The organism is Hymenobacter duratus, assembly GCF_014698995.1.
Taxonomy (GTDB): domain Bacteria; phylum Bacteroidota; class Bacteroidia; order Cytophagales; family Hymenobacteraceae; genus Hymenobacter; species Hymenobacter duratus.
In genome coordinates this window covers 601605-626344 of the sequence record NZ_JACWZZ010000001.1, presented here as the reverse complement: position 1 = coordinate 626344, position 24740 = coordinate 601605, and the positions used below count along the sequence as shown (strand labels likewise).

Genomic DNA, 24740 nt, shown 5'->3' with positions numbered 1-24740 from the left:
TTCGATTTGAGACGCTTTCATTCTCTCACGGAAGTTCGCCACGAGCTGACGGCAGGCACCACGACCTGCCGTCAGCTCGTGGAGTATTATCTGGACAACATTGAGCGGCAGAACGGCCGCCTCAACGCTTTTCTGGAAGTATGGCCCGATGAAGCACGTGCCCAGGCTGATGCCATAGATGCTAAACTGGCGGCCGGCACGGCCGGCAAGCTGGCCGGTATGGTTATCGGGCTGAAGGATGTGCTGGCCTACAAAGACCACGCGCTGCAAAGCAGCAGCCACATTCTGGACGGCTTCAAGTCGCTGTACACCGCTTCGGCAGTACAGCGGCTGCTGGATGAGGACGCCATCTTCATTGGACGCCAGAACTGCGACGAGTTTGCGATGGGCGCTTCAAACGAAACATCTTATTTTGGGCCGGTGCGCAATGCGCTGGACGAAGAGCGGGTTTCGGGTGGTTCTTCGGGTGGTTCGGCCGTGGCGGTGCAAGCCGATATGTGCCTGGCTTCGATTGGCTCGGACACCGGCGGCTCGGTGCGGCAGCCGGCGGCGTTCTGTGGTATTGTCGGTTTTAAGCCTACGTACTCACGGATTTCCCGCTACGGTCTGGTTGCCTATGCCTCGTCGTTTGATCAGATTGGTACCCTTACCCGCTCCGTAGAGGATGCTGCGCTGCTGCTGGAAGTAATGGCCGGCGCCGATAACTTCGATAGCACGGCCAGCCAGCGTGATGTGCCCGCTTACAGCCAGCTGCTGGAGCCGGCGCCTCATTACCGCATCGGCTACATCCGCGACGCGGTGGAGCGCCCCGGCCTCGACCCGGAGATAAAGGAGGCGCTGGAACGTAAGCTGGAAGAGCTACGCGGCCAGGGCCATGTGGTAGACGCGGTAGATTTCCCTTACCTCGACTACATGGTGCCTACCTATTACATCCTGACCACCGCCGAAGCCAGCTCCAACCTGAGCCGCTTCGATGGTGTGAAGTACGGCTATCGGGCTCCGGATGCTACTGACCTGGCTTCACTCTACAAAAAGACCCGCTCGCAGGGTTTTGGGCCGGAAGTGCAGCGCCGTATTCTGCTGGGCACCTTCGTGCTGTCAGCTGATTATTACGACGCGTACTACACCAAAGCGCAGCAGGTACGCCGCCTCATCAAGGACAAAACCGACGAATTGCTGCGCCAGTACGATTTTCTGGTGTTGCCAACCGCGCCTACCACGGCCTTCCGTATTGGGGAGGTGAACAAAGACACCCTGGCCATGTATCTGGCCGATATATTTACGGTGCAGGCCTCACTGGCTGGCGTACCGGCCGTGTCGGTGCCCGCCGGCCACGACTCGCAAGGGCTGCCGATTGGGCTGCAGGTTATAAGCGGCGCGTTCCGCGAGGAGCACCTGCTGGCTTTCGCCAACTCCTTGACTGAAACTCTGACTCCTGCATAAACAGGCTGTTTTCAGAGTAAAAGCCAAAACGACGAGCGGCAGTTACCGCTCGTCGTTTTGGCTTTTACCTTGGAGTTGTACTTGTGCTGAGTATATTTAACCCGATTTGAATCAGGGCCTTTCGTTTTATAACACGATAACCCGGCCAAGCGAATGAAGAAAAAACTGTTCCGTGTTGTAATAGGCAGTAGCCTCCTGAGTGCTACTCTGGCGCCGGCTGCATGGGCCCAAACGCTGCCCGAAAGGCTGCCGGAAGCTCCCAGGCCATCCGGTGCCGATGACACCACACAGGTAGTGGACCTGCAGCTGCTGCCCGACTCGCTGGTAGAGGCGCCCGTGCCGCTGGATTCGGCCAAGCTGGTTTGGATGCAGACGCCCCCAGAACTGCGCGACCTGGTAGGCGACCGTATCAACTGCTTTGAAACCGACGCTCCGCACGCCTTCAATCCGGCAGTGATGCCGTTTGTGCTGTATTTTACGGAGCGTAACCGGAAGTACATGCAGCGGGTACTGGAGCGAGAGAACCTGTATTTTCCGCTGTTTGAGAAATACCTCGCCAAATACAACCTGCCCGTAGACCTCAAATACCTGGCGGTTGTAGAATCGGCGCTGATTCCAACGGCCAAGTCGCACGTGGGCGCCACCGGCTTATGGCAGTTCATGGGCCCTACGGCCGGCGACCTGCGTCTACGCCGCGACGAATGGGTAGATGAGCGGATGAATCCGGAAAAGGCCACGGAAGCCGCTTGCAAGCATCTGCGCTACCTCTACGGCGTTTTTCACGACTGGGAGCTGGTGCTGGCCGCCTACAACTGGGGAGCGGGCAGCATGCAGCGGGCCATGCGGCGCACTGGCAAGAAAACATTCTGGGACCTGTATCCACATCTGCCGAAGGAGACGCGCAACTACGTGCCTACTTTTACGGCCATCATGTACTCTATGAAGTACGCGCAGGCCCACAACCTGCACTCGCCGGAGCTGAATTACCGGTACGCCGAAGTAATGGATACGCTCCAGGTAGGCGGCCGCGCCCTCGACCTGCACCGGCTCAGCCAAGCCTGCGGCTTCGCCGACTCCTCCGCCCTGCTACGCTACAACCCCGAGCTGAAACGCAGCTGGCTGCCGGAAGGCTACCGCAGCTATGCCGTGCAGGTGCCCGCCACAGCCCGCCCACAGCTGGCCATGGTAGACCGAAGCACTCTGTTTGACTATTGTCGTCCGCGCACGGATATACCCAGCCCGCTGGCTCCGCTGATGGCCCGCCTGCAGGGAGTAGAAGCATTTCCGGCGCGTACGATGGCCGCCAACGGCACACCACGCGAAGAAGATGCCACTCCGGCTCCACGGTTTCGGCGCTTGCGGCACACCGTACGACGAGGCGAAACAGCCGCTGCCGTAGCCGGGCGTTACGATGTTAGTACGGCCCAGTTGGCCCGCTGGAACGCTCTGCGCCAAGGCCGGCCACTGGTTCCGGGCAAACAACTGGTGGTATTTGTGCCGGTAGCTGTGCCGGCCGCCGCGCCTGCTGTTGCTGCAGCGCGTAAGCCGACTACTCCTGCCCGCCTCCCTTCATTTCCTGTAAAAACCGCTTCTGCAACTTCTCCTTCGCCTCAGCCGGACAAACACGCTGTGCCTACTGCAATAGAGGAAGTGGTAGCGGCGGCAGAACCCGTCAGGAGTGCCATTCTAAGCCGCAATCCGCGCGCTATCAGCGAGGAAGCCGCGGCTACTGCCGCCACAGCCGCCACCCTGACGGCTCCCGACGACAGCCTGCCGGGTTTCTATGTGGTTCGGCGCGGTGATAATCTGGCGAAGATTGCCGAAAAGCGAGGCCTGACAGCCACTCAGCTTATGGACTGGAATGAGCTGGGCTCGGAAAAGGTAGTGCCCGGTCAGAAGCTGGTGCTGCGTGCTCCTGCCGACGAGGAAGCGCCGGTGGCAGAAGCACCGGCTAGAAAAGCCCGTACTCCCGAAAAAGCCAGTGTCGCCGTAGCGGCCCGGCCCGCGCCGGCACCAGCCGTTGCCGACCACAAAGTGCACATGGTGCAGAAGGGAGATACTCTCTACAACATCTCACGCCGCTACCAGGGCGTAACGGTAGAACAACTCCGTCGCCTCAACAACCTGACGTCGGATGAAGTGAAGCCCGGGCAGAAGCTGATTGTGGCTCGCTAATTCAACTCAAGATTGGTAGCACAGTTGCCGGTTCCGGAATATCCGGGCCGGCAATTTTGCATTCGGCGAAACCGGGGCATTGGCACAATGGTTATAGGCGCCGGAGCAGGTTGCTTCCCTTCCATCGACTCTACTCATGAAAAAGATACCCATAGAAATCTGGTCTGATATCGTTTGCCCGTTTTGCTATATCGGCAAGCGGCGCCTCGAAAAGGCCCTGGCCGGCTTTCCCCACGCAGATGCCATTGAAATCAAATGGCGCAGCTTCGAACTGGATCCGGAGGCTAACCCAACGCCAGGCGAAAATCAGTACAAGCGCCTCGCAGCCAAGTATGGCAAAACCGAGGACTGGGCCCGGCAGATGAGCGCCAACATGACCCAGATGGCCGCTGAAGAAGGCCTAGCTTTCGACTTCGACCATGCGGTGCCGGCCAACACCTTCCGAGCACACCAGTTGGTACACTTGGCGGCACAACATGGCCTACAGGATGCTGCTAAGGAGCGTCTGTTCAAAGCCTATCTAGAAGAAGGCCAAGACCTCAACGAGGTAGGCACGCTCATCAGCCTAGCGCAGGAGTTAGGTATCCCCAACGACCAAGCGGAAAAGGTACTGGCCGCCGATGCATTTGCGCAGGAAGTGCGCCACGACGAATACCAGGCCCGGCAGATTGGCGTGCGGGGCGTGCCTTATTTCGTCTTCGATGATAAGTACGCCGTTTCGGGGGCCCAGCCCTCCGAAATGTTTGCGGAAGTGCTGGCGCGGGTCTGGGAAGAGGCGCGGCCCCAGCCCGTAGAACTTACCGGTACCGAAGGCGCCGCCTGCGACATTGATGGCAATTGCTAGCCACTGCCTTATCACACAGAAAACGGCCGTTTCAGCAATGAGGCGGCCGTTTTCTGTGCGGTAAAAGCACTTGGTATGTTAAGCTGGTTGCGGCATTTGCTCCAGCTGCTGGCTGATGAACTCTACTTCCTGCGGGGAGAGTTCTACGTCAATGGCACGCGCGTTCTGCACAGCTTGCTCTGGGTTGCGGGCTCCTGCCAGCACCACCGAAATACCCGGTTGCGCCAGCGTCCAGCGCAGCACCAACTGGCCAAGCGTGGCATTTTTGCTCTCTGCCATTGGCCGGATTTTGCTCAGAAACGCATTTACACGCGCCACGTTTTCAGAGGCAAACAGCGGATGCTTGGCACGTAAGTCACTTTCTTCAAATACCTGCCCTGGCTTAATCTTGCCGGTAAGCAGGCCCAGCTGCATTGGGCTGTACGCCAGGATGGCCTTGTGATGTGCCAGGGTGTATGGCACCAAGTTCTTTTCAATATCACGCCGCACCATGCTATAGGGCACCTGGTTGGAAGCCAACGGCAGCACCTTTTCTGCTTCCTGCATCTGTTCCACCGAATAGTTGCTTACGCCCACAGCGCGGACTTTGCCCTGCTCCACCAGCCGAAGTACGGCCTCCATAGTTTCCGGGATGGGCGTGGTTTTGTCGGGCCAATGAATCTGGTACAGGTCAACGTAGTCGGTGCCGAGGCGGCGCAGGCTGTCTTCGCACTCCTTGATGATGCTTTCTGGCGCGGCATACTTATACACGTCGATATCTTGGCCGTCGTTGTTCTTGGTCTTCATGGCGAAGTCGCCTTTTGCCAGGTCCCACCGCATCCCGAACTTGGTTAGCAGCTGTACTTTGTCGCGCGGAAGACCTTTGATGGCCTCGCCCACAATCTGCTCACTCAGCCCCTGTCCATAAATAGGGGCGGTGTCAATGCTGGTCACACCCAGCTCGAAAGAGGCCCGAATAGCCCCTACGGCATCATTCTGCTCGGTACCGCCCCACATCCAGCCACCGGCAGCCCAGCTGCCAAAAGCAATGCGTGAAACATGCACCCCGGAATTTCCTAGCTCTGTGTACTCCATAACGTCTGTCTACTGCAGAGCTGGCTCCGTTGCCAGCCTGCGAAGAGAGGTATAAGCCAGTTAGCCGGATAAGGTTCCGGAAATCTGTCCTGTGGCACTTTGTCAAAGCCAAAATGTAGCCTTCGCAGCCGTTCGTTGGTCAGGCGCTGGTTCTACAGCGGAGAAGCCGCCGGCTCAAACAGGCGGAGCCGTAACGACAGGTAGAAAGAACTTCTGGTTCGAATCCTTCCCCAAGCGTTGGCGTGATAGTCCACAGGCACCATCGGCAAGCCAACAGGAGGCAAGCCCAGTTTGCTACTATTTAGCATCCCCACCATCCTGTGTATACGCCAAGTTAAACCTGGGCAAAAAATAATTGATTGAACTACCTTTGGTTTTGATACTTTCCGTGCCTTCCCCGTATATAGGCATTCTGAAAGGCTTTCTGTTTGTAACTTTATGAAGAAAAGTTTATACGCTCTTTTCCTGTTTTGTGCATTCCTTTTCACTACTCAGGTTTTTGCCGCCGATGGCCCGGTCCTGAACGGCCAGTGGCGTGGCCCGTTGAAAGTACCGGGCGGCCAGCTTGAGCTGATCATAACCATCATTCCGCTCACCAATGGTGGCTACTACGCGGCCCTTGATGTGCCGCAGCAGCGTATCTACCGCATGCCGGTGGAAGTGACGGTGAAAGGCAATGAGCTTAGCCTGGAAATCGAGCAGGCGGGCAGCAGTTTTGTTGGTAAGATCCAGAATAACGGGGCCTTGCTTTCCGGCAACTGGAAGCAGCCCGGCCTGAGTGGCCCCCTGCAGTTGCAACGGGCTAAGTCTTCGGAAATGGCCGCTGGTAAAGTTCGCCTCACTCCTCCTTACCGGGAAGACGAAATCAGCTTCACCAATCCCACTGCCCGGCTGCGTTTGAGCGGCATGCTCACGGTGCCGGCCGGTCCGGGGCCTTTCCCGGCCGTTGTGCTGGTTTCCGACTCTGGGCCGCAGGACCGTGACGCCGGCGAGCAGGAATACCGCATGTTCAGTATCCTAGGCGACTACCTGACGCGCCGGGGCATTGCCGTGCTGCGCTTCGACGACCGGGGTACCGGCAAGTCGCAGGGCATTTACCTCACAGCTACCACGCAGGATTTGGTAGGCGATGCGCAGGCTGCAATGGCCTTTTTGCGCGGTCGTGAGCTTATCAATCCGCAAGAAATAGGGTTCATCGGGCACGGAGAAGGTGCCAACGTAGCCCTGCTGGCCGCCGCCGATGCGGGCCCCGCCAAACCGGCTTTTGTCGTGTCGATGGCCGGCTATGGCTTGCCAGGCCGCCACGTTCTTACCCGGCAGCAGTTGGAGATTATGCGTCTTATCGGCGCCAGTCCGGCGCAGGTCAAGGCTTCTATGGAGTTGCACGCCGATATGATTGATATTATCCGGCAGACCCCTAACGATGCACAGGCACGCGGCAAAGTGGCGGCTACGCTTCGCATGAGCAACACCGACCTCGACCCGCACATGGCGCGGGCCCGAGCGGTGCAGCTTACGTCGCCTTGGTCACGCTACTTCATCGATTTTGAGCCTATGCGCAAGCTGCCGGATGTGAAGTGCCCCGTGTTGGCCATTAACGGGGCCGATGACCTGCAGGTGGAAGCCACGAACAACCTTGCCATGCTGCGCAAAGGGCTGCGCGCCAACCGCGACGTGACCACACGCCGCCTGCCCGGCGTGAACCACTGGCTACAGCCTAAAATGGAAGAGTGGGCCATTGTGAACGGAGAGCAACAGCCTACCTTCTCGCCGAAGGCGCTGGATGTTATGCGCGAATGGATTGCCAAACGCACTACCCAGCCCAATGCGCTACCCGTCACAGTGAAGCGTGCAGCACCGGCCAAGCCGGCCAAGGCCCCTCGGAAGCCTCGGGCTGCCGCGCAACAGCAAGCCAGCCGCTAGCCCGCAGACTCCACAGGTTGCCGTATACTTGCGTTTCTGATTGCCGACCTCTAATTCCGAGCAGATGAAACGTATTTTTTCAGGAGTGCAGGCTCTGCTTTGCGCCCTGCTCCTGAGTGGCAGCGTTGGTGCTAATGCCCAAAGTTCAAAGTCGGTTGCGGGGCCCTGGAATGGTATTCTGGAAACGCCGAACCCGGCGCAGCTCATCATCAACATCAGTGAGCCCCCGAACGGGCCGCGTATTGCTGCGCTGAGCGTGCCGCAGCAAAAAGTGACCGATATGGCCTTCTCCGGCGCAGAAATGCAGGGAGACAGTCTGATACTGCTTTCCGATTTCCTGGGGCTGCGCTACGCTGCCAAGCTCTCTGCCGATGGCCAGCAACTCGTAGGCCTTTGGAAGCAGAACGGGGAAAAATGGAATCTGACGCTGACCCGGGGCCTGCCCGCCCCACCGCCCCCACCCAAGCGCCCGCAGGACCCGCTGGCTCCTCTCCCCTACAGAGAGCAGGAAGTCAGTTTTCAGAACCCTCGAAGCGGCCAGCAGCTGGCCGGCACCCTCACACTACCCGCTGGTAAAGGCCCTTTTCCGGCGGTAGTGCTGGTTTCAGGGTCGGGTCCCCAGGACCGGGACGAGGCTCTCATGGGCCACCGGCCGTTCCTGGTATTAGCCGACTACCTCACGCGCCGGGGCGTTGCCGTACTGCGCTACGACGACCGGGGCGTGGGCAAATCAGGCGGCACGTATGCAACGGCTACCACCGCCGACTTCCTGACCGATGCGCAGGCAGCGCTGCAGTTCCTGCGTACTCAACCCGGCATTCAGCCGAAGCGGGTGGGTATGCTTGGGCACAGTGAGGGGGGGACTATTGCGTTGCTGGCAGGTGCTCAGCCTGCGCCGCCCGCCTTTATTGTGTCGCTGGCCGGCGTGGGCGTGAGCGGCACCGAACTGCTGATTCGCCAACAGGCTGACCTGTTGCGTACGGCTGGCCTCGACACTGCCCGCCTGCAGCAGTTGCGCCGCACCCAGCAGCAGGTTCTACAGATTATCACCACCACTCCCGACAACCCGCCTGCTATATCCAAGGTGGTGCCTTTGCTGAAACAGGCCAGCCCCGGCGTTACGGAATCAGCCCTCACAGCCATGGCATCCCAAATGACGGCCCCTTGGTATCGGTATTTCCTAACTCTCAATCCACAGCCCGAACTGGCGAAGGTAAAAGTGCCGGTATTGGCCCTCAATGGCAGCAAAGATTTGCAGGTTGCCGCTGACCTGAACTTGCCCGCTATTGAGAAAGGCCTGAAGGCGGGCGGCAACCGCGACGTGACTATTCAGCAGCTTGATGGGCTAAACCACCTGCTGCAGACTGCTACAACGGGGTTGCCATCGGAGTACGGCCAGTTGGATGAAACCATTTCCCCCGCAGCACTGCAACTCATTGGTAACTGGATAGCCAGCCACACTAAGCGCTAACTGACCACAAAACAAAAGCGGCCTACTCAGCCCAATGCTGGGCAGGCCGCTTTTGTCTGCACTCTAGCACCTATTACGCTTACGCTGCTAGGCATTCACCTTCTCTGGAGTCATATCAAGCCGGCGCAATTTGTCGGCGCGCCAGGCCGTGATGCCCACTACCAGAATGGTCATGCCTCCGCCAAACACGACGGAACGCACCACGCCCAACAACCGCGCCGCTGCTCCCGACTCGAACGAGCCGATTTCGTTGCTGGAGCCAATGAAGATGTTGTTCACGGCTGAAACCCGGCCTTTCATGTACTCCGGCGTATAGGTGTGCAGCAGTGTGGAGCGCACGATAACGGAAACCGAATCGAAGACGCCCGTCATGAAAAGCAGGAAAAGTGAAAGCCAGAAGCTGGTAGACAGGGCAAACAGGATAGTCGCTACCCCGAAGCCGGCCACTGCCCACAGCAGCTTGCGGCCTGCGTGGCGCTTGAGCGGGAAGTAGGTCAGGAACACTGCCATCAGAACCGAACCTACCGCCGGTGCCGATTCCAGATGACCCAGCCCGGCGGCCCCTACTTTCAGAATATCCACCGCAAACACCGGCAGCAGCGCCACAGCTCCGCCAAACAGCACCGCAAACAGGTCGAGCGACAAAGCGGCCAACACGAGTTGATTCTGAAAGATAAACTGCAGCCCACTCAGCACACTGTCTTTCAGGCCCAGCTTCTCTCCCTCCAGCGGCGGCAGCGGCCGTGACGCAATCTGCAGAAACTGCAGTAGTGCCAGGCCCAGCAGCACCGAAGACACCGTGTAAGAAGCAGCCACGCCTAAGTGCGCAATCAGGTAGCCCCCTATTGCCGGCCCCATGACGGAGGCAGCCTGGTACGTTGTGCTGTTCCAAGTCACGGCATTGGCTAGCTTGTCGCGGGAGGGTAGTAACTGCGGCATAAATGAGAATAGCGCCGGCCCCAGAAAGCCGCGCGCAATGCCACTCAAAAATATTACACTGTAGAGTGGCAGCGTATAAAACGACTCTTTTGCCAGCAGCCCAATGCCAGCTGGCGAAGCAAAGAACCATAGCGCGGCTGCACACAGCACCAGCACTCCTACCGCAGCCACAATAATGTTCTTGCGCCGCACCGAATCGGCAACATGCCCGGCATACAGCGACACTGTGATACTAGGAATAGCCTCCGCCAACCCAATCAGACCCAGAGCCAGCGGATCATTGGTCAGCTTGAATATCTGCCAGCTGACGACTAGGCCCTGAATGCGCGTAGCAATAGTCAGGAATATCCGCGCCGAAATCAGACGACGAAAGTCCGGCAGGCGTAATGCGGCATACGAGTCGTGGCGCGGAACAGAAGAATCGGGCATAGAAGTGTGTCGCAGGCGAAGAAGCGGCAAAGGTAGAGGCTACGCATCGGCAAGCCCCGTATTTCTGCGGCGCTGCTCTTGTTTGCCGGCTGCTTCTTCGTAAAATTGATTGAAACCGGCCCTCTATTATTTCCGGCCGACTTCCCCACCATTATGCCCCAATCCGTTCAGGTCGCCGATTTTGCGGAACTCACTTTCCGGGAAGACCTCCGCGTGCTGCTAGCCCGCTGGCTGCGCCCTATTTCTTCACTTGAGCTGCAACAGAGCTACGAGGCGCTCCTGGCAATGGCAGCACCCCACCGCTGCCGCTTCTGGCTGCTTGATTTGCGCCGCCGTGGCACCAGCACTGAAGACGACACCCATTGGGTACTGGAAATATTTTTGCCACAGCTAGCCCCTCGCTTGGGCGGCCGGATCTATCTAGCCTTTCTTGTCTCGCCGGTTCACTTGGCCGTTATTGACCAGGAGAGCGGTGCACCGCTGGTGGCAAATGCCCATTGTCATGCCCGCCTTTTCACCAAAGAGGGTCTGGCCTCTGCTTGGCTGGCGCGGCGGCACCAGCATGAAAGTGTATAGCCCTTTACAGATACCCGACTTTTTCTACCCCTGAATCAAGGGTTTATCAAAAAAACCAACGGGGTCAACAATAGAAAACCTCTAATTGTCAATGTTCTATGAAAAGGTTTTGAAAAGCCTGAAAAAAAATTCACTTTGAGCATTCCAGGCATTGTGATTGGTCCGGCAGTTACATACATTTGGTTCAGAGGTTCTTCATCATTCGCTCATCTCGAGTTTTTTTCACGGCAACTGCACAATATGGCATAAAGCTCTACGTTTCTTAACCTGTAGTTCTTTATGGAAACCATGCAGCCGAGCGACTCCGCTCTGATATCCCTTTACATTGCTGGCAATGAAGAGGCCTTCGCGCATTTGCTCGAACGGCACAAGGCCCGTGTTTTCACGACAATCATGTTGATTGTGCGCGACGAAGACGTGGCCGAAGACCTGCTGCAGGACACATTCATAAAGGCCATTCACACCATGAAAGGTGGCCGATACAATGAGGAGGGCAAGTTCTCCTCCTGGATCTGCCGGATTGCCCACAACTTAGCCATTGATTTTTTCCGTCGGGAGAAGCGTAGTCCCCTACTCAATCTTGACACTGCCAGCCATGCGTTCAACTCTCTTTCGCACGCCGAAGAGGGAGTGGAAGCGGCTCTAACGCGGGAGGAAACCTATGCCCGGCTTCGGGAGTTAATACAGGACCTGCCTGCGGCACAAAAGGAAGTGCTCGTGATGCGCCACTACGGCGACATGAGCTTCCAGGAAATTGCTGATGCAACAGGTGTAAGCATTAACACCGCTCTAGGGCGGATGCGCTACGCCCTGATTAACCTGCGGAAAAAAATGGCCGCACAGCCCGTTTTCTATGATCAAAACCTTTACCCACGAGAAACTGCTCCGGTACGTATACAACGAATTGCCAGCTGATGAGCAGCAAGAAATAGAGCAAGCCCTGCAGCACGACGCCGAACTGGCGGCCACCTGCGCCGACCTGCTCCTGGCCCAACGCACCCTCGACAGCCTGCGCCACAAACCTGGCCAACGCAGCACCGAGGCCATTCTGCAATACTCCCGCACGTTTCTACGCTCAGCGTAGAAACTTCTTCTTCTCCTCTTTTCCTGCATCCTGCCGGGCTGTTTTCATACAGCTTAGGCAGGATGCTGTTTTTAGGGGGATATTTGTGCATATTCTTTTGCCGTTGCCTTATGCGCAAAACCGAGCGTTACCGCCACTTTCTGGAGTATTTCACAACTCACTTTCCGCAGCCGGAAACGGAGTTGCATTATCGCAACCCCTACGAGCTGATTGTGGCAGTAGTGCTAAGCGCGCAGTGTACTGACAAGCGGGTGAACCAGGTAATGCCTGCCCTCCTGGAGCAGTTCCCGACGCCCGAGCAGCTGGCGGCAGCTACCGCCGACGATATTTTTCCATTCATTCGCAGCGTTTCCTACCCCAATAACAAAGCCAAGCACCTGGCCGGCCTTGGCCGCATGCTGCTGGCTGATTTTGGCGGCGAAGTACCTAGCAGCATTGAGGAATTGCAGCGGCTGCCCGGCGTAGGACGCAAGACGGCCAACGTGGTTGTTTCAGTGATTTACAACCAACCCGCCATGGCCGTAGACACGCACGTGTTCCGGGTTTCACATCGGCTGGGACTGGTAGCTCGCACGGCTACTACGCCGCTGGCAGTCGAAAAAGAGCTGGTACAACACATTCCACAGGACCTTATTCCCAAGGCACATCACTGGCTGATCTTGCACGGCCGCTACGTTTGTGTGGCCCGCCAGCCCAAATGTGCAGCCTGCCCCCTCAGTGGCTGGTGCAAGTATTATGCTGAAGTGGTTGCCAAGCAGGAGAGAGCGAATGCAAAATCTAATTTGGCCGGCCGTATTACAGGAAATCAATAGCCATTCAGCACAACATAGTATATAACCAGCTTACAGAAGCACAAAAGGCAGGTCGTTCGAATACTGGCTTGTTCGAGGATACTCTGCACCGTTGCGGCCAGCTTTTCGCGGCCAAAGGCACTCTGCGCCACCTCGCGCCCGGCCTTGCCTGCCGCTACCAGTTGGGCCGGTTCAGCGAGCAGGCTGGCAAGCAGTGCGCACAAAGCCGTAGCGTCGCTGGGAGGCGAGTACCAACCACAACTGTATGTTTCCACTAGGTCCCGCGTCCAACCGTTGTTCGTCACAATGACGGGCGTGCCAACGGCAAGGCTGTCGTAGAGTTTCGCCGGCGAGTTTGTATCCAGCACCGGCATTCCCAGGAACGACACTACCGACACTTCCGCCAGCCGAAACCAGCTAAATACAGCGTGCCTAGGCTGCGGTGGCACCAGCCGGATAGCCGGGCAGCGGGCAGCGGCCTCCCTCACCCGCGGCTCATCATACCCGAGCCCCAGGAAAAGCCATGTCAGGTTGGGCATCTGGGTGGCCAGTAGCTCTGCTGCTGCCAGCAGCGTCGGGATATCATTGGCGCGGCCCAGCGTACCGGCATAAAGCACCACCCTGCACCCTTCCAAACCCTGCTCACGGCGCAAAGCGGCCACAGCTACATCAGTTGCGCTGGCGGCCAGATCCAAGTCGGTGCCATTGAGTACTGTAGTAACTTTGGCAGGCAGGGCCAACGGAGATTCAGCAGCCGGGCTTCCCAGAACGGTTTCCACGTAGCGCGTCATGTCCGGCGACAGGGCCATAATATGCTGCGCGCTCCTATACAGGCTCTTTTCTAGCGCAAACAAGCGCCGCTGCGCCCAGTGGTTCGGTATAGCGCCCATAGCAACAGGAAACGAAGGCCACAGATCCTGCACTTCGAACACCCACGGTACCTTGCGCCAGCCGGCGACCCGTGCCGCCGCCCAGGCCGCCGTCAGGGGCGTACTGATACCCCAAATGACATCGGGCTTGTCGATCCGCAGGCCTTCCTGCACTGCATAAGCCGCATACTGCCCGAACGCCAGGCCGCGCCGCGCAACCCCCATTCGGTTGTCGTATGGCACTTCAGCAGCCCGCATTTCCACTCCTTCCGGCAACCACGGAAACTGCTGCGTAAGCCGTTGCCGCTCCCACGTGCGTGTCGTAATCAGCGTAATACGGTGCGTGCGGGCCAGGTGCGCCAACAGCGAATAGTGCCGGCTGGTGGCCGGGCAATCCGGATTGGTGTGGTACTGGCTGAAAACGGCTATGTGCACGTTGGAACAGTTACGAATGATGCCGTGTAGGCCGATGCTGCGCAGCTACAGAACTCCCGTAGAACCGGCTTTCTACCGCCTTATGCGGCCTTTCCTTCTAACGTTCGGCCCGGCGTGGGCGCGGCCGGTAGTGCGACTCCGTCAGGATATGCTGCGGGTTCTTGTCAGCCATAAGCTGGGCCAGCGTCACGTTGGGATGTTCGGCCATGTACTTGCGCACAATCTGCCAGCCTACCCAGGCTCCAATCCGGCCGGGACACGTCTTATCGATTTCCGGGATATTGGGCCGCTCGCCCACGTATTTCTGCACCGTGAATGGAGCTGTATTGTACAGCAGTTTTTTGTCCAGGAAGTGCGCCCAGATCTTGCCTTCGTTGAAATACACCCCCTGAAGTTCCTTATCGGTGTAGCCAATCAGGAGCGAATCGGCGGTGCAGGGCAGCACCCGTTCCGCAAAGTAGAGCGACTTGCCATACTGCACCATTTCGCCCAGCATGGTCTGGTTGGTCAGTTCCTTCTTGTTGTACTTGCTGCTGATGGCCAGCGCGGCGGTTGGCAGCACGTATTCCGGGCGGTAGCGGCGTAGAATATACTCGGGCACATTGGGGCGGTATTTTGCTTTGTCACCCACGAAGAAGTCCAGCCCCAGCACCATCAGGCTGTCGTTCACAAACATATCCTGGCTCAGGCCCGACACAAACGTCTTGACCGCAGGTACCCGAAAGTCGGGGAAATTATACCGAATATGCTTGAACATGCCCTCCAGACCGTTTTTCAGCATTTCGGAGTCCTGAAATGTGCTGTCGGTTTGGCGTCCGAGCTGCTGCAAGCCGGGGTTGGTAGCCAGGCGCGTAAGGGTCGCCGCTAGCATATCGTCGGAAGGAAACTGCCGACGCTGCAGAAACTGGTTGGCAAACAGCGGATGCTCCACCAAAAAACGTCTGGCATCCCCGTCCGTTCTGATCTGAAAAAACGGCTTTTCCAGCCGCTCCAGCTGCACCGGAGCCGACACGCTGGCCACGGCCGGGTCCGGCGCACAGGATTTTTCGCTTTGTCCGCAGGCAGCCAATAAGGCCATACAGAAACCGAGCACAAGGGCTGGAACGGGACGCATAATCAGGGGAAAGTGAGGCACGCTTCTATCTTTGAGGCGAAAATAGCCAAAACCAAACGCCGGACGACGTAGCTTCGTATCCAACGCCTACTCTAGCCTACTTCTGCCATGAAAAAAATGATTCTCGCCGCCCTCCTTGTTGGAGCATCGGCCGCCACGGCTTCGGCCCAGGTTGAAATCGGGCTGAAACTCTCGCCTTCCATCACCAGTCTGCGCACCGAGTCGCCCAGTGCCCTGGGTTTCCAGAGCGAAGGCAGCAAGCTCACCATCGGCGGCGGCCTTGTAGTGGACTACTTTTTCGGGCAGAATTATGCCTTCAGCACCGGCGTGATGCTCACGGGCAAGGGGGGCAAGTTCAGCTACTACGACCCGGCCACCAACCTGCGCTACGAGCAGAAGCTGGGCTTGCAGTACATTGAGGTACCCGTTACGGTAAAGCTTTTCACCAACGATATTGCCACCGACACCAAGCTCTATTTTCAGCTGGGCGGCTCCCTGAATGCGGCCATTGCCGGCAAGATCAACGGCAACAAGCGCTATGCCGACCCCGGCAAAAACAACCTCGAAACCAAAGCTTCCGACCACGTAATTGTGCCGGATGCGGCGGTGCTGCTTGGCACAGGCGTAGAATATCAGGTGGGCCAGAGCACCAAGGTATTTGCCGGCGTCAGCTACCACCGCGGCCTGCTGAACATCGAAAAGTACTTCGAGAATGAGCGGGATTTCTCGGATGTGTCCCTTAAGAACAGCGAGTTCCGCCTGGATCTGGGCCTGAAGTTTTAACCAGCCACTCACCAGCCACAAAAAAGCCCGCCTTGCAAGCTGCAAGGTGGGCTTTTCTTCTCTTCAGGAGGGGTTGTCGCAGACAACTACGCTTGTTTAATCGGTGATTTCAATCTCAATTTCGCGGTCCTGCAGGCGGGCCATAGCCGCAGCGGCTGAGTGCAGCTCGATTTCCTCGCCGTGCTCATCCTCAATGCGGTAGTCGGTCAGGCCCAGGCTGGTATCCTTCGTGACCTTGATCCACTTGTAGTACTTGAGGTACCACTTCATCTGCCGGCTCACGAGGCCTTTGGTGTAGTACGCATGCAGGAACGGATGCACGTGCAGCGTAATGCCCGACTGATTCTGCGTCACCAGCAAATCTTCAATGCTGTTGTCGATTTCGTCCGTCACCTGAATGGAAGCCGAAATCTTACCCGTGCCGCCGCAGGTGGGGCACACCTCGCCGGTCACGATTTTCTCGGCCGGGCGCACGCGCTGCCGCGTAATCTGCAGCAGCCCGAACTTGGTGATGGGCAGAATCGTGAAGCGGGCTTTGTCGTGTTTCATGATCTGATACACGACGTCCTCCACTTTCTTGCGGCTTTCCCCCGACTTCATATCGATGAAGTCGACGACGATGATGCCGCCCATGTCGCGCAGCCGCAGCTGACGGGCCACCTCTTTGGCGGCCAGCATGTTCACCATCAGAGCAGTGGCTTCCTGGTCGCTTTCCTGGTTGCTCTTGTTGCCGGAGTTGACGTCGATGACGTGCAGGGCTTCGGTATGCTCAATTACCAAGTAGCCGCCGCCGGGCACCGTCACGGTTTTGCCAAACAGCGTTTTCAGCTGCTTTTCAATCCCTAGATGCTCAAACACCTTCACCTTACCGGTGTAGTGCTTCAGCAGGCCCAGCTTGTCGGGCGCAATCTGCTCCAGGTAGCCCCGGATTTCGTCGTAGCGGGCCGTTGTGTCCACCGTAATGGCGTCAAACGACTCGTTGAGCATGTCACGCAGCATGGAGCTCGTGCGTCCCAGCTCTCCCAGCACCTTGTCGCGCTCCTTAGCGACGCGCAACGCCTGGAAGAGTTGCTCCCACTTGCCCACCATGCTTTGCATGTCCCGGTCGAGTTCCGCTACCTCGCGGCCTTCGGCTACCGTCCGGATAATGACGCCAAAATTGTCGGGCTTGATGGAGGCAATGAGCCGCTTAAGCCGCTCCCGCTCCGTCTTGCTGACAATTTTCTTCGAGACGCTGATGGTGTTTGAAAACGGCACCAGCACCAAGTAGCGGCCTGCCATCGAAATGTCGGTGGACAGGCGCGGGCCCTTGGTTGAAATCGGCTCTTTTACTATCTGAACCAGCACCTGCTGGCTCTTTTTAAGCGTATCGGCAATCTTGCCCACCTTATCCAGTGGCTTTTCCAGGCCAAAGGATTTGAGCGCGGCTACCGCCGTTTTCTGCGACTGTACGCCCCGCACCCACTTAGTGAGCGAGGGAAACTGCTCGCCCAGGTCGCCGTAGTGCAGAAACGCATCTTTTTCGTACCCGATGTCAATAAACGCAGCGTTCAGACCGGGCATAACTTTCTTGACCGTGCCCAGGAAGATGTCGCCCACCGAATAATTGGTGTCGTTGCGGTCGAAATGATATTCGATGAGCCGCTTGTCCTGTAGCAGGGCAATCCGTTCTCCTTCCTGAGTAGAATTAATTATTAATTCGTTACTCAATGGATTGGGTTGTTAGGTAGTCCCGGGTAGCGGTAGAGTCCGCCCCGAAACCGGCAAAGGGAAGCCGGTACGCGCGGGTACCGGCTTCCCTTGCAAGCCTCGGGGAAAGCGAACTAGTAGCCACTCTCGGGGATACAAGATGAGAGATAGACAGGGAGCATTTCTTAGGCGAAATACCCTGCCAGCAGACCCCGAAAGGGATTACTTCTTCTTGTGACGGTTTTTGCGCAGGCGCTTCTTCCGCTTGTGGGTAGCAATCTTATGGCGCTTTCTTTTTTTACCGCAGGGCATGTTTGATGAGGTTAAGGGTTAGTAGAAAAGGTACTTAATTCAATTTCTGAAGCTGCTCGTCGACCGAGGCCGTCAGGCCGGGGTCAGTGCTCAGGCTTTTGGCTTTCTGGAAGGCTTTCCGGGCATCTTCTTTCGCTCCGGTCTGAGCTAACGCGACGCCAAGATAAAACTGTCCGTTGACGTTTTCAGGATTTACCTTCGTTAGCTCCCGAAAACGCTCCACTGCTTTCTCGTATTGATTGCTCTGCATCGAGAGTAGACCAAGGTTATAAATGGCCTTTTCGTTCTGCGGATCAATGGCCAATACTTCGCGCAGCAGCACCACGCCCTGCACCGGGTTTTCGCTGGCCATGAAGGCCATACCCAGGTTGGTTTTGGCATCCAGGTTTTCCGGGTTGTTTTTCAACACCTTCCCGTAAAGCTCCTGGCACTTGGCACCCAGTTGCTTCTGGCGTTCCTGCGTAGCTGCGAAGCTGAACGCCTCGAAGTATGCATCAGCCGCCCGCTTCCAGGCTTGCTCGCCGGGGCGGGCCTGCGCCAACTGCTCCAGATAGTAGCCGGCACTGTCGAACTTTTCCACTGCCTTATACTTGATAGCCAGATCAGAGGCTACACGAAGCTTAGCAATTGGGTCTTTTTCAGCCGAGTACTTGGCCAGCAGTCCGTTGATTTCGCGGCGCTGTGCCGGCGCTATCACCATGTGCGGCTGCTCAGGTGTAGGCCCGGACTCGTCGTGGCTACCGGCCGGGTGGCCGTGCTCGTCCAACTCAGCGGTAGAAGGGGCTGCCGCGCCATTGTCGCGGTTGGCAGTACGGGCAGCATTCTGAGCCAGGTCGCCTTTGCCTTCCTTAGGCTTGACAATCACCTTGGGCAGCAGAAACAGCCCGGCTACCAACGCCAGAGCGACGGCAAGCAGAATCAGCTGATGTGAGTTGGTGCGTGTAGCCATCCGAAAAAAGCAGGCCGCCGGGCTTCCATAAGCAGGATGCCCAGCGGCGCCGCCAGCAGTGCGTTATGCCTGAGCCTGAAGCTTAGGCGTTAGCCAGTTCCTTGATTTTTTTGCTGTTCTTGATTTTGCCGATGAACGTTTTCGACGGCTTAAAGCTCGGGATAAAATGCTCGTCAATGATGATCGACGTATTTTTCGAGATGTTGCGGGCGACTTTCTTCGCGCGTTTCTTGTTTACGAAGCTGCCGAAGCCGCGTACGTAGATGTTGTTGCCTTCGGCCATCGAATCCTTCACGACTTTGAAGAAGGCTTCCACGGTAGCCGAAACGTCTGCTTTCTCAATGCCAGTCTTGTCGGCAATTTCGGCGATTACTTCTGCTTTAGTCACGCTGGTAGGTACTATGGGGTGAAAAATGAATGCTGGGCAAAAAGTCCAATTCAAGACGTAAGCCCTTGCCCGGTAAGCTGTTCGCTTGCGAATTGGGGCCACAAAGGTAGCCCCCTTTTTTGGTTTTGCAATAGTTTTCACAGCAATAGAAACGGGCTTCTAAAAACCATACAACTTATTCTTTTTCAAACGCTTGAATCATTCCCTCTCTTCTATTATGCCCCCCTTTTTTGCACAGGCTCTCTTGGAATGGTACCCACGGCATCGCCGCGACCTACCCTGGCGCCACACCCGCGACCCATATGCTATTTGGCTGTCGGAGGTGATCCTGCAACAGACCCGTGTAAAGCAGGGCCTGCCCTACTACCTCACCTTCATCAACTCCTATCCGACGGTGCAGGATCTGGCTGCTGCGCCTCAGGATGAAGTGCTACGCCACTGGCAGGGCCTGGGCTACTACAGCCGCGCCCGCAATATGCACCACACGGCACAGCAGGTAGTACGCGAGTATGGTGGGCGGTTTCCGACCTCCTATACCGGGCTACTCCAGCTCCGGGGCGTGGGCCAGTATACAGCGGCGGCTATTGCCTCTTTTGCCTACGATGAGCGGGTGGCGGTGCTGGATGGCAACGTGTTTCGGGTGCTGGCCCGTGTGTTTGGTATTACGCAGGATATTGCCGCCCCGGCCAGCCGCAAAATCTTCCAGCAACTGGCCGATACCCTGATTCCGGCGGACCGGCCAGCGGAATTCAATCAGGCTGTTATGGAGTTTGGCGCTATCCAGTGCACACCCCTAAAACCCGACTGCCTGTTTTGCCCGCTGCAGAGCCACTGCTATGCGTTCCAGCACGGTATGGTGAGCGAGCTGCCGGTGAAGAGCAAAGCCAAAGCCGCCCGCACCCGCTTCTTTCACTATCTGGTGCTACGCCACGCCGACACGCTGTACATGCGCAAGCGGGGGCCCAAGGACATCTGGGAAGGCCTCTACGACTTTCACCTGCAGGAAACCGACTCGGGGGAATTGCCAGCAGCAGCGCTATTAGCAGCCGTTGAGGCGGTAGGCGGCCAGATAGATGTGCGGCGGGCTGAGGAGCCCACTCAGGCATTGCGCCATGTATTGAGCCACCAGAAAGTGGAAGCCCGGTTTCATGTCGTGTGGCTACAGGCACCGCTGCCTGTTCAGGCCCTGCAATTAACCGGATTGGCTGCTTTCGGAAGTGCTGAAGTGGAAGAGCTACCTAAGCCGATTCTCATTGCTAATTATATTGGCAATACATTGAAATAACAAGCTAATTTACTTGGAGTTGTTGACAAATTTTAATATCTTTAAATCAAGATAAATGCAGTTCTTACTTCTTCACTTCTTTATTTAACCATGGCAGGCATCAACAAAGTAATCTTAGTAGGAAATCTGGGCAAAGACCCGGAGGTGCGCCACCTTGAAGGCGGTAGCAGCGTGGCAAACTTCACGCTGGCCACTAACGAATATTACCGTGACAAGCAAGGTACCCGCATCGAGCGGACCGAATGGCATAACATTGCAGCGTGGCGCGGCCTGGCTGAAATGGCAGAGAAGTACCTCAAAAAGGGCCAGCAGGTATATGTAGAAGGCAAAATCCGGACGCGCCAATATCAGGATAAGGACAACCAGACCCGCTACATCACCGAAATTATTGCCGACGAAATAACCATGCTAGGTGGCCGGCCGCACGGCGCCGAAAGCCACAACACCCTGCAGGAAACTGCCACGGAAGCGCCCCAAACCTTCCGGCAGGAGCCCGAGCTGGACCAGTTGCCCTTCTGATCCGGCTACGCACAAAAAAAGCCCTGGCACGCAGCCAGGGCTTTTTGCGTTACAGCTGTTACCGAAACCTGTGGCAACGACAGGACAGTGCCCGGCATTTTCACGTTGGGTTTCGCGTTACCTTTGGGTTGTACTTCTGCATTGCCGCCAATGCCTGCTTTCCGATTCTTCTGCGTTCTGCCAGCCCTGGGGCTGCTTGCCACCGCCTGCACTTCATCTGGTTCTGAAGGCGACTATACGCCCAAGCCGAAAGGCTATAACCGCATTGATCTGCCACCGCATGCCTACCAGCAGCTGGCGCCGGGCCACCCCTACACGTTCCAGTATTCGCGCCATGCCAGGGTCCTGCGCGACTCGTCCTATCTGGCGCAGCCCCACTGGATTAACGTGTACTATCCAAAGCTGCAGGCCAACGTGCAGATTACGTATGCCAACATTGCCGGCAAGCCGCAACTCTACACCAAGCTGCTGGAAGATGCCCGCAAGCTCACCAGCAAGCACGAAATCAAGGCTACTGCCATTGATGAAAACATCCTGAAAACGCCCAACGGAATGCGCGTAGCGGTGTTCGAGTTGCAAGGCGAAGTGCCCAGTCAGTTTCAGTTTTATACCACCGACAGCACAAAACACTTCTTCCGCGGCGCGCTGTATTTCCGTACCGCCACCGCCAACGACTCGCTGGCGCCGGTGATTGACTACGTGAAAAAGGACATTGTACAGCTCCTGAACACCCTGAAATATCAGTAGCATAGCGGTTATGGCCTCCCTGTATGTTCTCAAGCTAACAGCTATCAGCCATTCGCTAACAGCTAGTAAATGAGTAATTTCTTTCAGACCAAGATTGAATACCTGCGCGGCGTGGGGCTGCAGCGGGCTCAGTTGCTGCAAAAAGAGCTGAACCTGTTCACCTATGGTGATTTAATTCAACGGTATCCGTTCCGCTACCTCGACCGCACCCAGTTCTACAACATCTGCGACCTGCACGACGATCTGCCTTACGTGCAGGTGAAAGGCATTTTGCGCAACCGTGAAGTAGTAGGCGAAGGCCCCAAGAAACGCATGGTGGCCAAACTAGCGGACGCCAGCGGCGAACTTGAGTTGGTGTGGTTCAAGGGAGTGAACTACCTGGAGAAGATCATCAAAAACCACCAGGAGTACATTGTATTTGGCAAACCTACGATGTTCAACGGTCGGCCCCAGATGGCGCATCCGGAACTTGAGGAAGTAACTGAAGCCAAGCCCGGCCAGAGTTATCTGCAACCCGTCTACAACACGACGGAGAAGCTCAAGAACTACCACCGCGTCGATAGCAAGGCCATTGCGCGCATGGTATTCGACCTGCTGAAGCTGGCGCTGCCGCAGGTGCACGAAACGCTTTCGAAAGACCTGGTGCGGCAATATGGACTGATGGATAAGGCCACCGCCTACCAACAGATTCACTTTCCGCAAAGTACCGAATTGCTGCAGGCGGCGCGGTTCCGGCTCAAGTTTGAGGAACTGTTCTACGTGCAGCTCAAACTGTTGCGCCAGCGCGACCAACGCAAAGTAGAGTTGGCCGGACAAATATTCCGGGAAGTGCCTTCCTTGGTGCATTTCTACAAAGAGGTGATGCCTTTTGACCTGACCGGAGCCCAGAAGCGCGTTATCCACGACATTTATAAGGACTTCTGCTCGGGCAAGCAGATGAACCGCCTGCTGCAGGGCGACGTAGGCTCGGGCAAAACCATTGTGGCCTTCATCAGCATGCTGATGGCGGCCGACAACGGCGCGCAGAGCTGCCTGATGGCGCCCACCGAAATCCTGGCCGACCAGCATTACGTGGGGCTGAAACAGTACGCTGACCTGCTGGGGTTGAAAATTGGGAAGCTGACGGGCAGTACCCGAACGGCTGAGCGGCGCGTGCTGCACGAGCAGCTGCGCTCCGGCGAGATGCACATGCTGGTCGGTACGCACGCGTTGCTCGAGGACGTGGTGCAATTCCGCAATCTGGGCCTCACTATCATGGATGAGCAGCACCGCTTTGGGGTAGCGCAACGCTCCAAGCTTTGGCAGAAAAATCCGCACGTGATACCCCATGTGCTGGTGATGACGGCGACGCCCATTCCGCGCACCTTGGCCATGACGCTCTACGGCGACCTGGACGTATCCGTCATCGACGAGTTGCCGGCCGGCCGTAAGCCCATCGTCACGGTGCACCGCTTCGACTCAAACCGCCTGAAGGTCTTCGGCTTCCTGCGCGACCAGATCAACCTGGGGCGGCAGGTGTACATCGTGTATCCGCTGATTGAGGAAAGCGAAGCCATGGCCGACTACAAGGACCTTATGGACGGCTACGAAAGCATTGCCCGCGCCTTCCCGGAGTTCCAGATCAGCATCGTGCACGGGCGCATGTCGGCGGCGGAAAAGGATGCCGAGATGCAGCGCTTCGTGGAGCGCAAAACCCAGATTATGGTGGCCACTACCGTAATTGAGGTAGGCGTGAACGTGCCCAATGCCTCTGTCATGGTGATTGAAAGCACCGAGCGGTTCGGCCTCTCGCAGCTGCACCAGCTGCGCGGCCGCGTGGGCCGGGGCGCCGAGCAGAGCTATTGCATTCTGATGAGCGGCTATAAGCTCAGCAAAGACTCCCGTACGCGTATCGAAACCATGGTGCGCACCAACAACGGCTTCGAAATTGCCGACATCGACCTGAAGCTGCGCGGCCCCGGCGACCTGATGGGCACCCAGCAAAGCGGTGTGCTGGACCTGCTCATTGCTGATCTGGCCAAGGATGGCCGCATTCTGACGGAAAGCCGGGCTGCGGCCCAGGCGCTGCTCAACGACGACCCAGCCTTGGCCAAGCCCGATAATCAGCCCATCCGGCGGCACATCGAGAGCTTACCCGCTACGGCCGTCAACTGGAGCCGAATCAGCTAGCATTCTGCGCAGGCCGTTGCAGAGCGGGCATAAAAAAAGCGGCCTGCAACGGCCGCTTACCGAAAACTCTATTGAAAGCTTGTAGCTGACTTGCTGACAGGCTCCAGGATATGCCACTGGGAATCCCCCGCCGGGGCGCCGGACTGGACTGTGAGCTGCTGCAGAAGTGACACCGGCTGAGCTGGAACCAACTGGACCGAGCGTACAGCTTTTGCCATATCCGACAGACCTGATGGTTCTTTTGCTACCTTACCGATGATGATGAGAGCGAAGAGGACAATGAAGCGAAGTAAAGATTTCATATTGAGTGTGTAGCTGCCCCGACTAGCGAAAGCGCGGCGGAACAAAGTTAAGGCCAAATTTCTTCTCCGCTGGCAGCTTTCTGATTACCAGTAAGCCTTGCAGCAGTTGAAAACCCTTGTTCAATGCTCTGGAGTAAGAAAAGTGCTGTCTACTTATTTTTCAGTGAGTAGGTAAACAGTACGTTGCCTTCTTATTCCGGGCAGGCTTCGTTTAGCATTCTGCCTGCAAAGTAAACGGAGGGCAGGCGCAAAAGTGACCTTCCCTGCGTTATGGAAGCATGAACAAATCGTTACCCAACGGCCGGTTGCCCAAATGGGTGCGGGGCGTGTACGGCGAGAGCCGGGAGTTGGATACCTTTGGAGAATACATTTTTTTGGGTTTTGTCCATTATTTCACGTAACCTGCTTTCACTGTGCGTTTTAAATATCT

Annotated in this window: 22 protein-coding genes; 15 read left to right on the top strand and 7 right to left on the bottom strand. The window is 57.1% G+C overall.

The genetic code is table 11. The features are described from left to right. Positions 1-6: 6 nt before the first annotated feature. The 3 genes from gatA to IC231_RS02585 all read left to right on the top strand — a co-directional run bounded on the left by gatA (position 7) and on the right by IC231_RS02585 (position 4462). Positions 7-1443, top strand: a complete 1437-nt coding sequence (gatA, locus tag IC231_RS02595) for an Asp-tRNA(Asn)/Glu-tRNA(Gln) amidotransferase subunit GatA (protein ID WP_190783048.1) — start codon at positions 7-9, stop codon at positions 1441-1443. A 153-nt stretch (positions 1444-1596) separates the two neighbouring features. Continuing rightward, positions 1597-3618 (top strand): LysM peptidoglycan-binding domain-containing protein, encoded by a 2022-nt coding sequence (locus IC231_RS02590; RefSeq protein ID WP_190783047.1) that lies wholly within the window; start codon positions 1597-1599, stop codon positions 3616-3618. 136 nt (positions 3619-3754) lie between these two features. Then, a complete protein-coding gene (locus tag IC231_RS02585) occupies positions 3755-4462 on the top strand; it encodes a DsbA family oxidoreductase (protein WP_211538821.1) in 708 nt (235 codons plus the stop codon). Positions 4463-4540: 78 nt separating this feature from the next. Here IC231_RS02585 and IC231_RS02580 read toward each other — a convergent pair whose 3' ends face one another. Next, a complete protein-coding gene (locus tag IC231_RS02580; RefSeq protein WP_190783046.1) occupies positions 4541-5536 on the bottom strand; it encodes an aldo/keto reductase in 996 nt (331 codons plus the stop codon). Positions 5537-5974: 438 nt separating this feature from the next. On the opposite strand from IC231_RS02580, the gene IC231_RS02575 reads away from it, so the two are divergent. Together IC231_RS02575 and IC231_RS02570 are read left to right on the top strand one after the other, a co-directional pair. Beyond that, positions 5975-7459 carry an alpha/beta hydrolase family protein gene (locus IC231_RS02575; RefSeq protein ID WP_190783045.1) on the top strand — a complete coding sequence of 495 codons (1485 nt, stop codon included), beginning with the start codon at positions 5975-5977 and terminating at the stop codon, positions 7457-7459. 64 nt (positions 7460-7523) lie between these two features. Next, positions 7524-8930, top strand: a complete 1407-nt coding sequence (locus IC231_RS02570) for an alpha/beta hydrolase (RefSeq protein ID WP_190783044.1) — start codon at positions 7524-7526, stop codon at positions 8928-8930. 87 nt (positions 8931-9017) lie between these two features. On the opposite strand, the gene IC231_RS02565 is transcribed toward IC231_RS02570, so the two are convergent. After that, on the bottom strand, positions 9018-10298 hold the full coding sequence (locus tag IC231_RS02565) for an MFS transporter (RefSeq protein ID WP_190783043.1): 1281 nt from the start codon (positions 10296-10298) through the stop codon (positions 9018-9020). 105 nt (positions 10299-10403) lie between these two features. Between IC231_RS02565 and IC231_RS02560 the strand changes: the two genes are divergently transcribed. From IC231_RS02560 to nth, 4 genes are all read left to right on the top strand, one after another. Further along, positions 10404-10874, top strand: a complete 471-nt coding sequence (locus IC231_RS02560; RefSeq protein WP_190783042.1) for a hypothetical protein — start codon at positions 10404-10406, stop codon at positions 10872-10874. 279 nt (positions 10875-11153) lie between these two features. Further along, the gene (locus tag IC231_RS02555) at positions 11154-11789 is read left to right on the top strand and encodes an RNA polymerase sigma factor (RefSeq protein ID WP_185887769.1); all 636 of its coding nucleotides are present in this window, start codon (positions 11154-11156) and stop codon (positions 11787-11789) included. After that, on the top strand, positions 11728-11958 hold the full coding sequence (locus IC231_RS02550) for an anti-sigma factor (RefSeq protein ID WP_190783041.1): 231 nt from the start codon (positions 11728-11730) through the stop codon (positions 11956-11958). Before IC231_RS02555 ends, IC231_RS02550 begins: the two co-directional genes overlap by 62 nt. A gap of 110 nt (positions 11959-12068) precedes the next feature. After that, complete coding sequence (gene nth, locus IC231_RS02545) at positions 12069-12770, top strand: endonuclease III (RefSeq protein WP_190783040.1); 702 nt, start codon at positions 12069-12071, stop codon at positions 12768-12770. Here the strand turns inward: nth and IC231_RS02540 are convergent. After that, positions 12764-14053, bottom strand: a complete 1290-nt coding sequence (locus tag IC231_RS02540; protein WP_190783039.1) for a glycosyltransferase family 4 protein — start codon at positions 14051-14053, stop codon at positions 12764-12766. The genes nth and IC231_RS02540 overlap by 7 nt on opposite strands. A gap of 97 nt (positions 14054-14150) precedes the next feature. Next, entirely contained in the window at positions 14151-15167 is a 1017-nt protein-coding gene (gldB, locus tag IC231_RS02535; protein ID WP_190783038.1) for a gliding motility lipoprotein GldB, read from the bottom strand. A 108-nt stretch (positions 15168-15275) separates the two neighbouring features. Between gldB and IC231_RS02530 the strand changes: the two genes are divergently transcribed. After that, positions 15276-15950 (top strand): porin family protein, encoded by a 675-nt coding sequence (locus IC231_RS02530; protein ID WP_190783037.1) that lies wholly within the window; start codon positions 15276-15278, stop codon positions 15948-15950. A gap of 96 nt (positions 15951-16046) precedes the next feature. Here IC231_RS02530 and IC231_RS02525 read toward each other — a convergent pair whose 3' ends face one another. The 3 genes from IC231_RS02525 to IC231_RS02515 all read right to left on the bottom strand — a co-directional run bounded on the left by IC231_RS02525 (position 16047) and on the right by IC231_RS02515 (position 19288). Further along, on the bottom strand, positions 16047-17660 hold the full coding sequence (locus IC231_RS02525; RefSeq protein WP_190783036.1) for an Rne/Rng family ribonuclease: 1614 nt from the start codon (positions 17658-17660) through the stop codon (positions 16047-16049). A 325-nt stretch (positions 17661-17985) separates the two neighbouring features. Further along, positions 17986-18900, bottom strand: coding sequence for a tetratricopeptide repeat protein (locus IC231_RS02520; protein ID WP_190783035.1), 915 nt, complete (start codon positions 18898-18900; stop codon positions 17986-17988). An 82-nt stretch (positions 18901-18982) separates the two neighbouring features. Beyond that, positions 18983-19288, bottom strand: coding sequence for an HU family DNA-binding protein (locus tag IC231_RS02515; RefSeq protein ID WP_044014459.1), 306 nt, complete (start codon positions 19286-19288; stop codon positions 18983-18985). 217 nt (positions 19289-19505) lie between these two features. Here IC231_RS02515 and mutY point away from each other — a divergent pair, with 217 nt between their 5' ends. The 5 genes from mutY (at position 19506) to IC231_RS20155 (ending at position 24711) form a co-directional block, all read left to right on the top strand. Continuing rightward, on the top strand, positions 19506-20573 hold the full coding sequence (gene mutY / locus IC231_RS02510; protein ID WP_190783034.1) for an A/G-specific adenine glycosylase: 1068 nt from the start codon (positions 19506-19508) through the stop codon (positions 20571-20573). A gap of 90 nt (positions 20574-20663) precedes the next feature. Then, a complete protein-coding gene (locus IC231_RS02505) occupies positions 20664-21092 on the top strand; it encodes a single-stranded DNA-binding protein (RefSeq protein WP_190783033.1) in 429 nt (142 codons plus the stop codon). Between the two features lie 150 nt (positions 21093-21242). Beyond that, positions 21243-21839, top strand: coding sequence for a gliding motility lipoprotein GldD (gene gldD / locus IC231_RS02500; RefSeq protein WP_190783032.1), 597 nt, complete (start codon positions 21243-21245; stop codon positions 21837-21839). 69 nt (positions 21840-21908) lie between these two features. Continuing rightward, positions 21909-24008 carry an ATP-dependent DNA helicase RecG gene (gene recG / locus IC231_RS02495; RefSeq protein WP_190783031.1) on the top strand — a complete coding sequence of 700 codons (2100 nt, stop codon included), beginning with the start codon at positions 21909-21911 and terminating at the stop codon, positions 24006-24008. Positions 24009-24588: 580 nt separating this feature from the next. Beyond that, a complete protein-coding gene (locus tag IC231_RS20155) occupies positions 24589-24711 on the top strand; it encodes a hypothetical protein (RefSeq protein WP_262892750.1) in 123 nt (40 codons plus the stop codon). Positions 24712-24740 lie beyond the last annotated feature (29 nt).